Origin of the sequence: Nonomuraea sp. NPDC049758, from assembly GCF_040674635.1 — a bacterium.
Taxonomy (GTDB): domain Bacteria; phylum Actinomycetota; class Actinomycetes; order Streptosporangiales; family Streptosporangiaceae; genus Nonomuraea.
The window spans coordinates 71,734-83,356 of sequence record NZ_JBFAMZ010000002.1; the positions used below are offsets into that span (position 1 = coordinate 71,734).

Annotated in this window: 16 protein-coding genes; 5 read left to right on the forward strand and 11 right to left on the reverse strand. The window is 70.4% G+C overall.

The features are described from left to right. Positions 1 to 81: 81 nt before the first annotated feature. From AB0J46_RS04560 to AB0J46_RS04575, 4 genes are all read right to left on the reverse strand, one after another. Positions 82 to 351 carry a GlsB/YeaQ/YmgE family stress response membrane protein gene (locus tag AB0J46_RS04560; protein WP_352322341.1) on the reverse strand — a complete coding sequence of 90 codons (270 nt, stop codon included), beginning with the start codon at positions 349 to 351 and terminating at the stop codon, positions 82 to 84. A gap of 98 nt (positions 352 to 449) precedes the next feature. Beyond that, entirely contained in the window at positions 450 to 740 is a 291-nt protein-coding gene (locus AB0J46_RS04565) for a GlsB/YeaQ/YmgE family stress response membrane protein (RefSeq protein ID WP_352322343.1), read from the reverse strand. Between the two features lie 188 nt (positions 741 to 928). Then, positions 929 to 1,399: a 2-C-methyl-D-erythritol 2,4-cyclodiphosphate synthase gene (gene ispF, locus AB0J46_RS04570; RefSeq protein ID WP_358289293.1), complete on the reverse strand. Its 471-nt coding sequence runs from the start codon at positions 1,397 to 1,399 to the stop codon at positions 929 to 931. 17 nt (positions 1,400 to 1,416) lie between these two features. Beyond that, the gene (locus AB0J46_RS04575) at positions 1,417 to 1,899 is read right to left on the reverse strand and encodes a CarD family transcriptional regulator (RefSeq protein WP_043624891.1); all 483 of its coding nucleotides are present in this window, start codon (positions 1,897 to 1,899) and stop codon (positions 1,417 to 1,419) included. 251 nt (positions 1,900 to 2,150) lie between these two features. Here AB0J46_RS04575 and AB0J46_RS04580 point away from each other — a divergent pair, with 251 nt between their 5' ends. Next, a complete protein-coding gene (locus tag AB0J46_RS04580; protein WP_364326366.1) occupies positions 2,151 to 2,732 on the forward strand; it encodes a copper chaperone PCu(A)C in 582 nt (193 codons plus the stop codon). Positions 2,733 to 2,787: 55 nt separating this feature from the next. Here AB0J46_RS04580 and AB0J46_RS04585 read toward each other — a convergent pair whose 3' ends face one another. Both AB0J46_RS04585 and AB0J46_RS04590 read right to left on the reverse strand, forming a co-directional pair. Next, positions 2,788 to 3,480, reverse strand: coding sequence for a response regulator transcription factor (locus AB0J46_RS04585; RefSeq protein ID WP_352355444.1), 693 nt, complete (start codon positions 3,478 to 3,480; stop codon positions 2,788 to 2,790). Then, positions 3,477 to 4,658, reverse strand: a complete 1,182-nt coding sequence (locus AB0J46_RS04590) for an ATP-binding protein (protein ID WP_364326370.1) — start codon at positions 4,656 to 4,658, stop codon at positions 3,477 to 3,479. The genes AB0J46_RS04585 and AB0J46_RS04590 overlap by 4 nt, the downstream gene beginning before the upstream one ends. Before the next feature lie 123 nt (positions 4,659 to 4,781). Between AB0J46_RS04590 and phoU the strand changes: the two genes are divergently transcribed. Beyond that, on the forward strand, positions 4,782 to 5,426 hold the full coding sequence (gene phoU / locus AB0J46_RS04595; protein WP_352355448.1) for a phosphate signaling complex protein PhoU: 645 nt from the start codon (positions 4,782 to 4,784) through the stop codon (positions 5,424 to 5,426). A gap of 202 nt (positions 5,427 to 5,628) precedes the next feature. After that, the gene (locus tag AB0J46_RS04600) at positions 5,629 to 6,366 is read left to right on the forward strand and encodes a class I SAM-dependent methyltransferase (protein ID WP_364326374.1); all 738 of its coding nucleotides are present in this window, start codon (positions 5,629 to 5,631) and stop codon (positions 6,364 to 6,366) included. Positions 6,367 to 6,393: 27 nt separating this feature from the next. Here the strand turns inward: AB0J46_RS04600 and AB0J46_RS04605 are convergent, their stop codons facing one another. The 4 genes from AB0J46_RS04605 to mshA form a co-directional block, all read right to left on the reverse strand. Beyond that, positions 6,394 to 6,600, reverse strand: coding sequence for a hypothetical protein (locus AB0J46_RS04605; RefSeq protein ID WP_352319699.1), 207 nt, complete (start codon positions 6,598 to 6,600; stop codon positions 6,394 to 6,396). A gap of 277 nt (positions 6,601 to 6,877) precedes the next feature. Next, positions 6,878 to 7,621 (reverse strand): phosphoglyceromutase, encoded by a 744-nt coding sequence (locus AB0J46_RS04610; protein WP_352355458.1) that lies wholly within the window; start codon positions 7,619 to 7,621, stop codon positions 6,878 to 6,880. A gap of 39 nt (positions 7,622 to 7,660) precedes the next feature. Beyond that, complete coding sequence (locus AB0J46_RS04615) at positions 7,661 to 8,140, reverse strand: YbjN domain-containing protein (protein WP_357967206.1); 480 nt, start codon at positions 8,138 to 8,140, stop codon at positions 7,661 to 7,663. Between the two features lie 42 nt (positions 8,141 to 8,182). Continuing rightward, on the reverse strand, positions 8,183 to 9,460 hold the full coding sequence (mshA, locus tag AB0J46_RS04620; RefSeq protein ID WP_364326379.1) for a D-inositol-3-phosphate glycosyltransferase: 1,278 nt from the start codon (positions 9,458 to 9,460) through the stop codon (positions 8,183 to 8,185). A 94-nt stretch (positions 9,461 to 9,554) separates the two neighbouring features. Here mshA and AB0J46_RS04625 point away from each other — a divergent pair, with 94 nt between their 5' ends. Then, positions 9,555 to 10,301 (forward strand): SDR family NAD(P)-dependent oxidoreductase, encoded by a 747-nt coding sequence (locus AB0J46_RS04625; protein WP_364326382.1) that lies wholly within the window; start codon positions 9,555 to 9,557, stop codon positions 10,299 to 10,301. 5 nt (positions 10,302 to 10,306) lie between these two features. Then, on the forward strand, positions 10,307 to 11,098 hold the full coding sequence (locus AB0J46_RS04630) for a class I SAM-dependent methyltransferase (protein WP_364326385.1): 792 nt from the start codon (positions 10,307 to 10,309) through the stop codon (positions 11,096 to 11,098). Between the two features lie 8 nt (positions 11,099 to 11,106). Here the strand turns inward: AB0J46_RS04630 and AB0J46_RS04635 are convergent, their stop codons facing one another. Further along, positions 11,107 to 11,616 carry an O-acetyl-ADP-ribose deacetylase gene (locus tag AB0J46_RS04635; protein WP_364326388.1) on the reverse strand — a complete coding sequence of 170 codons (510 nt, stop codon included), beginning with the start codon at positions 11,614 to 11,616 and terminating at the stop codon, positions 11,107 to 11,109. Positions 11,617 to 11,623 lie beyond the last annotated feature (7 nt).

The following is an 11,623-nucleotide window of genomic DNA, read 5'->3' on the forward strand; positions in this document are numbered from 1 at the left end:
AGGCACACGAGAGGCCCGTCCGGGATGATCCCGGACGGGCCGTTTCGTGTGCGTCTATCTCGTCTACACCCCTGGCGCCCGCTAGACCCTGGAGCCGCGGCGTAGGCCGGCGACCAGGCCGACACCGACGATCGCCAGGACGACCTGCATCACGAGCTCGATCCAGTCGATGCCGGGGGTCGTCTCGACGCCGAGCACCTGGGCGATGAGGGTGCCCAGCAGGGCGGCGACGATGCCGACGACGATGGTGAGGATCCACCCGATGGCCTGCCTGCCGGGCAGCAGCAGGCGACCGATTGCGCCAATGACGGCGCCAATCACGATGGCGCCAAGGATGGACTGAATGGTCATGACACGAAACCTCCCCGTGAAAGTGAGCCGTTCACTCTCACGGGGAGCTTCGCTACCCGATCGCCGGCGATTATGCGCCGGCTTTACGAACGAGCAGGTCAGGTCGTGGTTCGGCCGGTGCGTCCACCGCGTCCTCCCCAGCCCATCCGCGTCACGAGGAGCACGCCGACCACAGCCAGGACGAGCTGGAGTATGTGTTCGAGCCAGTCGATGCCCTTGGTGTCGGCCCAGCCGAACGCCTGTGCGATCAGGGTGCCGATCAGGGCGGCCACGATGCCTACGATGAGCGTCAGGCCGATGGACATGTTCTGCCTGCCAGGCACTATCAGCCGGGCCAGCGCACCGACGATGGCGCCGATGACTACTGCGGAAACGATCGCGCCGATCATGTGTAGCTCCCCCCGAGACGTTCACATGTCTTAGATGGGGACATACCCGACACCTGGGGAAACTACCCCCTGAGGAAGGCGGCGGCCCGTACCGCGCCAGTGACGAACCGCCGCCCCCACAGTTGGCGGGTTCGGCGACGACCCGCCGGGACACCCTCACGCATCCCAACACATAAGACGCTGAATGCCTAGGAAAGGTTGACCACGAGGGCCGTGGCGATGGCGGCGATCCCCTCGCCGCGCCCGGTGAGCCCGAGCCCGTCGGTGGTGGTGGCCGAGACGCTCACCGGCGCCCCCACGGCGCCGCCGAGCGCCAGCTCGGCCTCGGTACGCCGAGGAGCCATCTTGGGACGGTTGCCGATCACCTGGACGGCCACGTTGCCGATCTCGAAGCCCGCCGCGCGCACCTGGCGGGCGGTCTCCTCCAGCAGGGTGACCCCGGAAGCCCCGGCCCAGCGGGGATCGGACGTGCCGAACAGCCCGCCCAGGTCGCCCAGGCCGGCCGCGGACAGCAGCGCGTCGCAGGCGGCATGCGCGGCGACGTCGCCGTCGGAGTGGCCGTCGAGCCCGATCTCGGCCGGCCAGTGCAGGCCGGCGAGGCTGAGCTCACGCCCCGAGTCCGCCGAAGCGAACGGGTGGACGTCGACTCCGACGCCCACCCGTGGAAGATTCGTGTTCAGGAGTTGAGAACCTCGTCGAGCAGGGCCTCAGCCTTGTCCTCATTGGTCTTCTCGGCGAGCGCGAGCTCGCTGACGAGGATCTGACGAGCCTTCGCGAGCATGCGCTTCTCGCCCGCTGACAGGCCGCGCTCGCGGTCGCGACGCCACAGGTCGCGAACCACCTCCGCAACCTTGTTCACATCGCCGGAGGCGAGCTTCTCCAGATTGGCCTTGTAACGGCGCGACCAGTTGGTCGGCTCTTCCGTGTGCGGCATCCGAAGAACATCGAAAACCCGCTCAAGGCCTTCCTGGCCGACGACGTCGCGCACACCGACGAGTTCCGCGTTTTCTGCTGGCACCTGGACGGTAAGGTCGCCCTTGTCGACCTTGAGCACCAGGTAGGTCTTTTCCTCACCCTTGATGGATCGCTTCGTGATTGCTTCGATCCGAGCAGCCCCATGGTGGGGGTAGACGACAGTGTCGCCGACCTGGAAAGTCATGTGACAAGTACCCCTTCCGCTGTACTCCAGGGTACCACGCATCCACAGGCTCCCGGAACAGTGAAATCCTCATAACTGCAGGTCAAAGCCGCATATTGGGGCTTGACAAGTCCTCGACCGTATGAATCGCATTTCCGGACATAGCGAATGACCTGCAGGGGTGCGGATATGACCATGGATTCAGGTGGATATGGTAGGCGCTGCCCACCACCCCATGCGCCATACCGCGCAAGAGCAAGGAGAACCCGCACGTGACCAGCCGTCGCTGGATTGTCGTAGCCGCCGCGTTCTTGGCAGCCCCCGTGCTCGCGGGCTGCGGGGCAGGATTCGACGCCAACACCAACAAGCCGTACGCCCCGAACGAGGCGGTCGCACTCATCGACCAGGGTGCTTATGGCACGCGCGGCATTCACATCCCGCAGGCGTTCATCCTCGGCCCCGACTCCGGCGCCCAGCTTCCGTGGCGCGGTTCAGCCCCGATCTACCTGAACATCCTCAACACCGCGGGCGCCGCCGACACGCTCCAGGCCGTCTCCGCGGGCTCGGTCGGGTCCGTGAAGGTCGCCACGCCGATCCAGCTTCCCCCCAACCAGCTCGTCAACACCGGCAAGCCGCAGCCCCAGCTGATGCTGGAGAGCATCTCCACGAGCCTCAGAGGCGGCGAGAGCGTGCGTCTGGACCTCCAGTTCGCCAACGCCGGGACAGTGACCCTGACCGTCCCTGTGGTCACGCGCAGCCGTGAGTTCAAGGACTACCCCGCCGCCCCCAACGCCACCCCCGTCGCGACGCCCTCGGCGTCGCCCAGCCCCACGGCCACCGAAGAGGCCCACTGACGGCATGAGAGAACCCTTGTTCTGGTACGAACCCACGTACCAGAACAAGGGTCGTTCACTCCTCGGCGGCGTCGAACTTGTAGCCCAGGCCGCGCACGGTGAGGATGCAGCGCGGGTTCGACGGGTCCGCCTCGATCTTGGCCCGCAGGCGCTTGACGTGGACGTCGAGCGTCTTGGTGTCGCCCACGTAGTCGGCGCCCCAGACGCGGTCGATGAGCTGGCCGCGGGTGAGCACCCGGCCGGCGTTGCGCAGCAGCACCTCCAGCAGCTCGAACTCCTTCAGCGGCAGCTGCACCTGCGCGCCGCGCACCGCGACGACGTGACGGTCGACGTCCATGCGCACCGGGCCGACGGCCAGGACGGCCGTCTCCAGCTCCTCCACCACGTCGCCCTGACGGCGCAGCACCGCGCGGATGCGGGCCACCAGCTCCCGCGAGGAGAACGGCTTGGTCACGTAGTCGTCGGCGCCCAGCTCCAGGCCCACGACCTTGTCGATCTCGCTGTCCTTGGCGGTCAGCATGATGACCGGCACCTTCGAGCGCTGCCGCAGCGAGCGGCACACCTCGGTGCCCGGCAGACCGGGCAGCATCAGGTCGAGCAGCACGAGGTCCGCGCCGTTGCGGTCGAACGTGTCGAGCGCCTCGGGCCCGGTCGCCGCGACCGACACCTCGAAGCCCTCCTTGCGCAGCATGTAGGACAAGGCGTCGGAGAAGGACTCCTCATCCTCAACCACTAGAACTCTGGTCATTTTGCGGTCTCCAGGGGAATCGAGGGTGGTACTGCCACCGCCGTGCCGCCGAAGGCGGGCAGACGGAGGGTGAAGGTGGAGCCGGAGCCTTCCTTGCTCCAGACGGACACCTCGCCCGCGTGGGCCGCGGCGACGTGCTTGACGATGGCCAGGCCGAGCCCGGTGCCGCCGGTCGCCCGTGACCTGGCCGCGTCGACGCGGAAGAAGCGCTCGAAGATGCGCTCCAGAGACTCCTCGGGGATGCCGATGCCCTGGTCGCTGACGCTGATCTCGACGGAGTCGCCGGCCGGACGGACGCTGACCACGACCCGCGTGTGCTCGGGGCTGTAGGCGACGGCGTTGTCGATGAGGTTGCGCAGGGCGGTGACCAGCAGCTCGTCGTCGCCCCAGATGCGCAGGCCCTCGGTGCCGCCGGTGACCAGCGTGATGTCCTTGGCCACCGCCTTGGTGTTGCAGTGGTCGATGGCGTCGTGGACGGCCTCGTCGATGGCGACCTGGCCCGGGGTGGGGATGGGCTCGGCGCCCTGGATCCTGCTCAGCGTGATCAGGTCCTGGACCAGGTAGGTGAGCCGGGCGGCCTCGTGCTGCATGCGCCCGGCGAAGCGGGTGACCGCCTCGGGGTCGTCGGCGGCGTCCTGGATGGTCTCGGCCAGCAGGCTCAGCGCGCCCACGGGGGTCTTCAGCTCGTGGCTGACGTTGGCGACGAAGTCGCGGCGCACCGCCTCCACCCTGCGCCGCTCGGTCTGGTCCTCGGCCAGCACCAGCACCTGGCCGTAGGAGCCGAGGGGGGCGACGCGGACGGCGAAGTTCGTCGTCTCCTGGCCGAACTTGTGGCCGGCGACGTCGATCTCGCTCTCGCGGATCTCGCCGTCGCGGCGTACCTGTCTTGCCAGTGCGAGCAGCTCCGCGGCCATCAGCCTGTCGCCCTTGACCAGCCCGAACGCGCGCGCGGCCGAGCTGGCGCGCAGCACGCGGTCGTGCGCGTCGAGCACGACGGCGGACGAGGGGAGCACGGCGAGCACGGAGGCCACGCCCTGCGGCAGCGCCGCTCCGGTCTCGACGCCGTCGGCTGAATTGGTCCTCTTCGGAGCCTCGATCTGGTTCCGGTAGAACAGGACCGCCAGGGCTCCCACGACGAACCCGGCCAGGGCCGCGAAGCTCATGGCCATCTCACTCATGCCTCCGATGGTAGGTGGCGAAGTCCAAGGGACAGACCTCTCACCTGCGGATGAACGGCCCTTTCCTGGAAAGTTCATCTCGCAGTAGAGGTTCGTTCATCGAGTGGCACGTACGGTGACGACATGCGCGACGCGTACCATGAAGAACTTGATCTCCTGACGGGCAAGCTGGTCGAGATGACGAGGCTGGTCCGCTCGGCCATCTCCCGTGCCACCACGGCCCTCCTCGACGCCGACCTCCAGCTCGCCGAGAGCGTCATCTCCCGTGACCAGGAGGTGAACGCCCTCTTCGCCGACATCGAGACGTCGATCTTCGAGCTGATGGCCAGGCAGCAGCCGGTCGCGGTGGACCTGCGAATGGTCATCACGGCGCTGCGCATGGGCACCGACCTCGAACGCATGGGCGACCTCGCCGTCCACGTGGCCAAGGTGGCCCGGCTGCGGCACCCCGACTCGGCCATTCCGCCCGAGACTCGCTCGACCATCGTGGAAATGGGGCAGATCGCCGAGAACCTGGTCACCAAGGCCGGGAGCTGCGTGGCCTCCAGGGACGTGGAGTCGGCCCTTGAGCTGGAGGAGGACGACGACGCGATGGACCGGCTGCACCGCCGGCTGTTCCGCAACATCCTGGCCAAGGACTGGCAGCACGGCGTGGAGCCGGCGATCGACATCACGCTGATCGGCCGGTACTACGAGCGGTACGCCGACCACGCGGTGCGGGTGGCGCGGGACGTCGTCTACCTGGTCACCGGCTCCCGTCCCAGCTGACGGCCTCCCGGAGGCGAGCTCTTCACCCGGACGCAGCGGGCGGCACCTGTCGGGGGGCCGCCCGCTTCGCATGTCCCCGGCCGAACACGGGAACAATCCGGCGGGACGAACAGCGGCAAGCAGCCACAGACGCCCGCCGAGCGCCCTGTCTCCTGGCCAAAAGCGGATGCGGCGACGTCTCCGCATGTGGCAGGCTCCGCCGGTGAATCGTGAACAGATCTCCCGACTCGCCCACGCGGACCATCCGATCGCGGCTCCGCTCGACGACGAGTCGGTGCGCCGCCTTCTCGACCGCGCCCTCCCCCAGGGCGGCTCGCGCGTGCTCGACCTCGGCTGCGGCGGCGGGGAGTGGCTGCTGCGCGCGCTGAGCACGCATCCCAAGCTGCAGGCGGAGGGCGTGGACATCGCCGAGGGCTCGCTGGCGCACGCCCGCGCGAGCGCGGAGGCGCTCGGCGTCCACGACCGGCTCGTCCTCCATCGTGCGGACGCCGCCGAATTCACCTCGCCGCACGCGTTCGACCTGGTGATCAGCGTCGGGGCGACGCACGCGTTCGGCGGCCTGCTGCCCACCCTCGCGGCGGCGCGCGAGCACCTGGCCCCCGGCGGACGCGTCCTGGTCGGTGACGGTTTCTGGGCCGGGGAGCCGTCCGCCGAGGCGGTGGAGATGCTGGGCGAGCTCACCGGCCTGCCGGCCCTGATGGACCGCGTCACCGCCGACGGCTGGACGCCGGTGCACGGCCACATCAGCACCCGCCAGGAGCTCGACGACTACGAATGGGCCTGGACGGGCTCGCTGGCGTCCTGGGCTCTGGACAACCCCGACCATCCGGACAGGTGCGAGGCCATCACGACGGCCGACACCCACCGCGCCGAGTGGCTGCGCGTCTACCGGGACGTCTTCGGGTTCGTCACCCTCGTCCTGCGCCCGACGTCCGACTGACGGGCCGCGCCCGCCCCTCGGTCGACGTCAGGAGGCCGCCTGCCGGCTTCTGCACACATGCCGTCGCGCCAGCTCGGCCCAGACCGCGGCGGCACGGGCGTACGGGCCCCTGGCGGTCTCCTCGTGGTCCCCGCGCTCGGTGACCCGCCGCACGAAGAACTGCGCCGCCTCGAAGCACAGGACGTACTCCTCGCAACAGGACGCTTCGACCACGCGTACGAGCCCGCGCGACACATGGGGCTCCCACGTCGGCACGTCAGACCGTCCCGCCCGGAACACGGGCTTCCCCGGCGGACGGAAGGGGGCAGGAGCGCTCAGCTCTGGCAGAGGTGCTCACATCCCCGAAAGCATAGGCACCTCGCCCCAAGCTGGCCCACACATTTCAGTGTCCGGCATCAGTGACATACCTTCCCCGCCGCCGGCACCAAGCCCCAAGCCCTCGCCCGGTCGTGCGAAGGCGCCTCGCGCGGCACGCCGGGCGCCGCGCGAAGCGCCCGAGGGGCTGCCGGGGTCAGCGGCCCTGGTTGGCCACTGCTTCGATGGCGGCCTTGGCGGCTTCCGGGTCGAGGTAGCGCCCGCCGCGCACCTGCGGCTTGAAATCGGCGTCCAGCTCGTACGCCAGCGGGATCCCCGTGGGGATGTTGAGCCCGGCGATGTCGTCGTCGCCGATGCCGTCGAGGTGCTTGACCAGGGCCCTCAGCGAGTTGCCGTGCGCGGTCACCAGGACCGTGCGCCCCGCGGCCAGGTCGGGGACGATCTCGTCGTACCAGTACGGGAGCATGCGGTCGACGACGTCCTTCAGGCACTCCGTGCGCGGCATGAGCTCCGGCGGCAGGAGGGCGTAACGGGGGTCGCCGGCCTGGGAGTACTCGTCGTCGTCGGCGATGGGCGGCGGCGGCACGTCGTAGGAGCGGCGCCAGAGCATGAACTGCTCGTCGCCGAACTCCTCACGCGTCTGGGCCTTGTTCTTGCCCTGCAGGGCCCCGTAGTGGCGCTCGTTCAGCCGCCAGCTGCGCTTGACCGGGAGCCAGAGCAGGTCGGCCTCGCCCAGGGCGAGCTGGGCCGTCTGGATGGCCCGGGTCAGGAGGCTGGTGTGCAGGACGTCGGGCCGCAGACCGGCCTCCTGCAGGAGCCGGCCGCCGCGCCGGGCCTCGTCCTCGCCCTTGGCCGACAGGCTGACGTCCACCCAACCGGTGAACAGGCCCTTCGCGTTCCAGTCGCTCTCACCGTGCCGTAGCAGCACCAAAGTCGCCATGCGGCCAATCCTATGGCCGCCGCCCGGAGCGCCGGCAGGTCACTGCCCGGGGTCGGCGAATCGGGCGAAAGCCTGCAGGTTGGCCAGGGATTCGCCGCGTTTGGCACGCCACTCCCACTCCCGCCTGATGGAGGAGGCGAAGCCCAGCTCCAGCGCCCGGTCGAACCAGTCGTCGGCGTACGTCAGCACGCAGCCGAGCAGCCGGTCGACCTCCTCCTCGCTGACGGCGGCCAGCGGCACCCGGCCGACCAGGTAGACGTCGCCGACGGGGTCGAGGGAGAAGTGCACGCCGTACATGGCGCCGTTCTTGCCGAGGAGCCAGCGGTAGAACTCCTCGTGGTTCTCGTCCGGCTGACGGCAGAAGAACGCCTCGACGTGCAGCACCCGCTCGCCGACGATCAGCCAGGTCATGGTGGCGAGCTTGTGCTGTCCGGGCAGCTTGACCAGGAACGCCCCGGGCCGCGGCTCGTCGTAGGAGACGTCCGCGGCCTTGAGCGCGGCTTCGACGACATCGCGCATGGGATACAGCTTAGGAGCGCGCGCCGCCGGGCCATCAAGCCGCTAGAAGTTGAGCGCCACGGGCACCTTGTGCAGGTTCGCGACGGCGCCCGCGTACACCTCCATGAGCCGGCCCGCCGTCGCCTGCCAGCCGAAGGCGGCCGCGTGCGTGCGCGCCCCCCGCGACAACTGCTCACGCCATTCCGGCAGGGTGACCAGGCGGTGCAGGACGCGGGCCCATTCGTCCGGGTCGTGCCCGTCCACCAGCACGCCGGAGACCCCGTCGTGGACGGCGGTGCGCAGGCCGCCCACGGCCGCGGCGGCGACCGGCGTCCCGCACGCCTGCGACTCCAGGGCCACGAGCCCGAACGACTCGCTGTAGGAGGGCACGACCGTCACGTCCGCCGCCCGGTACCAGTCGGCCAGTTCCTCCTGCGGGGCCGGCGGCACGAGCCGGACGACGTCGGAGATGCCCAGCTCACCGGCCAGTTCGGTGAGGATGGACGGCCGGGCGAGCCCGTTGCCCGACGGCCCGCCGACGCAGGCGACGACCAGCCGGCCGCGCAGCGAGGGGTCGTCGATGAGCATGCGCGAGGCCGCGCGCAGCAGCACGTCGGGGGCCTTGAGCGGCTGGATGCGGCCGACGAACAGCAGCACGCGGGCGTCCTGCGGCAGGCCGAGCCGCTGCCGGGCGGCGCCCTGCGAGGCGGGCTGGAAGACGGTGAGGTTGACGCCGGGGTTCACGACGGCCACCCGCTGCCGGGCGGCGCCGTACAGGTCGATGAGCTCGCGGGCCTCGTCGGCGGTGTTGGCCACGAGGCGGTCGGCGATCTCCACGACCTGTTCCTCGCCCACCACGCGGGCCTGCGGCTCCGGCTTGTCGTCCTGGGCGAGCAGCAGGTTCTTGACCTTGGCCATGGTGTGCATGGTGTGCACGAGCGGCACGCCCCAGCGCTCCTTGGCCAGCCAGCCGACCTGCCCAGACAGCCAGTAGTGGGAGTGGATGACGTCGTAGCGGCCGGGGTCGTACATGGCCTCGGTGCGCAGCACCTCGGACAGGAACGCGCACAGCTGCCCGGGAAGGTCCGCGCGGTCCATCTCCTCGTACGGCCCGGCCGTCAGGTGACGTACCAGGACGCCTGGGGCGAGTTCGGCCACGGGTGGCTGGTCGCGGGCGGTGGCCCTGGTGAAGATCTCCACCTCCACGCCGAGTTGCGCCAGCCTCCTGGCCGACTCGACGATGTACACGTTCATGCCACCGGCGTCGCCCGTGCCGGGCTGGTCCAATGGCGATGTGTGCATGCTGATGGTCGCGACCCGGCTGACCCGTCGTCGCCTCACTCGACATCACCTCCAAGCGGAATACAACCATCCGAATTTTTTCGACATTCCCTGCCGCGGTTCGCACCGCGTCCGCCCTGGCAGGATGAGGGGCATGCAGAGAACGGCAGTGGTGACCGGCGCGAGCGGCGGGATCGGCGAGGCGACCGCGCGGCGGCTCGCCGCTGAAGGTTACGTGGTGGTGGCGGGCGCACGGCGCCGCGACCGGCTGGACAAGCTGGCCGCGGAGGTGCCCTCGATCAGGCCGGTGACGCTCGACGTGACCTCTCAGGAGTCGGTTGACGCGCTGGTGGGCTCACTCGACCGCTGCGACGTGCTGGTCAACAACGCCGGTGGCGCGCTCGGCATGGAATCGGTCACGGACGCCCTTCTGGACGACTGGCAGCAGATGTACGACACGAACGTACTCGGCTCCCTACGCATGACCCAGGCGCTGATCCCCAAACTCGTGGAGTCGGGCGACGGCGTGCTGGTGATGCTGACCTCGACCGCCGCGCTGGTCTCGTACGAGGGCGGCGGCGGCTACTGCGCGGCCAAGCACGCCCAGTCCGCGATGGCCGAGACCCTCCGCCTGGAGCTGGTGGGGCAGCCGGTCCGGGTGGTCGAGATCGCGCCGGGCATGGTCAGGAGCGAGGGTTTCGCGGTCACCCGCTTCCGCGGCGACGAGACGGCCGCCGCCCGCGTGTACGAGGGCGTCCCCGACCCGCTGTCCTCCGACGACGTGGCCGACGCCATCGCCTGGTGCGTGACGCGCCCGTCGCACGTCAACATCGACCGCCTGGTGATCAGGCCGCGCGCCCAGGCCGCCCAGCACAAGGTGCACCGCGTCAGCGGCGGCTGAGCCCGATGGCCAGACCGGTCGGCGCGATCACCCGCGGCACGACGTGGCACAACCGGCTGCGCCGGGTCGACCGCTGGACGGCCGCCGTGCACGGCCCGGCCCTGCGTGCCGCCGTCCGCCCGCTCGTCGTCGACCTCGGCTACGGCGCCTCGCACACGACCACGCTTGAGCTGTTCACCCGGCTGCGCGCGGTCGCGCCCGACGTCGAGGTGGTCGGCATCGAGATCGACCCGGCCAGGGTGGCCCTGGCCAAGCCGTACGAGCGGGAGGGGCTGAGCTTCGCGCTCGGCGGCTTCGAGCTGCCCGTCCCGCGCCCGCCGACGCTGGTCCGCGCCTTCAACGTGCTGCGCCAGTACGGCGAGGCGGAGGCGTGGCACTACTGGGACGTGCTGTGCGGCAAGCTGGCCCCCGGCGGCGTGCTGGTCGAGGGCACCTGCTCCGAGACCGGACGGCGGGCGGTCTGGGTGGGCCTGTCCCCCGACGGCCCGCGCACGCTGACGTTCTCCGCCCGTTTCGACGCCTTCGAGCGACCGTCCGACCTGGCCGACCGGCTGCCGAAGACCCTCATCCACCGGAACGTGCCGGGTGAGCGCATCCATGCGTTCCTGCGTGACTTCGACCACGCGTGGGCGGTCAGCGCCCCTTACGGGGTGCACGGGCTGCGGCAGCGCTGGCTGGCGTCCGTGCGGCTGCTGGCCGGGCAGTGGCCGGTGGCGGCGCGCCCGCCGCTCGGCGGCCCGGCCCGATGGCGGCTCGGCGAGCTGACCCTGCCCTGGTCGGCGGTGGACCCGCGCTGACAGGCGTCCTAACGGGAGATCTGCGCGAGGAACACCTCGTAGGCGGCGGTGTCGAACAGCACGAACCTGACCTCCTCCACCGACGTCCCGGCCGCGCGCACGGCGGCGACGGCGATGCGGGCGGCGTCGTCGAGCGGCCAGCCGTAGACGCCCGTGGAGATCGCGGGGAAGGCCACCGTCCGCGCGCCCAGCTCGTCCGCCACCCGCAGCGACTCCTGGTGGCAGGCGGCCAGCAGCTCGGAGCGGTCCTGCGACCTGGAGTAGACCGGCCCGACCGTGTGGATCACCCAGCGGGCCGGCAGCAGCCCGGCGGTGGTGGCGACGGCCCGGCCGGTCGGCAGGCCCTTGCCGTAATGCCCGGCGCGCAGCCGCCTGCACTCCTCCAGGATCTCCGGCCCGCCGCGGCGGTGGATGGCGCCGTCGACGCCCCCGCCGCCGAGCAGCGAGGAGTTGGCCGCGTTCACGATCGCGTCGGACCGCTGCTCGGTGATGTCGCCCTGCACCAACGTGACATTCATCTCACCG

Bases quoted from the DNA above. Each gene is read 5' to 3' on its own strand.
- AB0J46_RS04610 (WP_352355458.1), bottom strand. From the start codon at position 7,621: ATGGCGACTTTGGTGCTGCTACGGCACGGTGAGAGCGACTGGAACGCG.
- AB0J46_RS04585 (WP_352355444.1), bottom strand. From the start codon at position 3,480: ATGACCAGAGTTCTAGTGGTTGAGGATGAGGAGTCCTTCTCCGACGCC.
- AB0J46_RS04560 (WP_352322341.1), bottom strand. From the start codon at position 351: ATGACCATTCAGTCCATCCTTGGCGCCATCGTGATTGGCGCCGTCATT.
- AB0J46_RS04625 (WP_364326382.1), top strand. From the start codon at position 9,555: ATGCAGAGAACGGCAGTGGTGACCGGCGCGAGCGGCGGGATCGGCGAG.
- AB0J46_RS04615 (WP_357967206.1), bottom strand. From the start codon at position 8,140: ATGCGCGATGTCGTCGAAGCCGCGCTCAAGGCCGCGGACGTCTCCTAC.
- AB0J46_RS04575 (WP_043624891.1), bottom strand. From the start codon at position 1,899: ATGACTTTCCAGGTCGGCGACACTGTCGTCTACCCCCACCATGGGGCT.
- AB0J46_RS04635 (WP_364326388.1), bottom strand. From the start codon at position 11,616: ATGAATGTCACGTTGGTGCAGGGCGACATCACCGAGCAGCGGTCCGAC.
- AB0J46_RS04630 (WP_364326385.1), top strand. From the start codon at position 10,307: ATGGCCAGACCGGTCGGCGCGATCACCCGCGGCACGACGTGGCACAAC.
- AB0J46_RS04590 (WP_364326370.1), bottom strand. From the start codon at position 4,658: ATGAGTGAGATGGCCATGAGCTTCGCGGCCCTGGCCGGGTTCGTCGTG.
- AB0J46_RS04565 (WP_352322343.1), bottom strand. From the start codon at position 740: ATGATCGGCGCGATCGTTTCCGCAGTAGTCATCGGCGCCATCGTCGGT.
- phoU (WP_352355448.1), top strand. From the start codon at position 4,782: ATGCGCGACGCGTACCATGAAGAACTTGATCTCCTGACGGGCAAGCTG.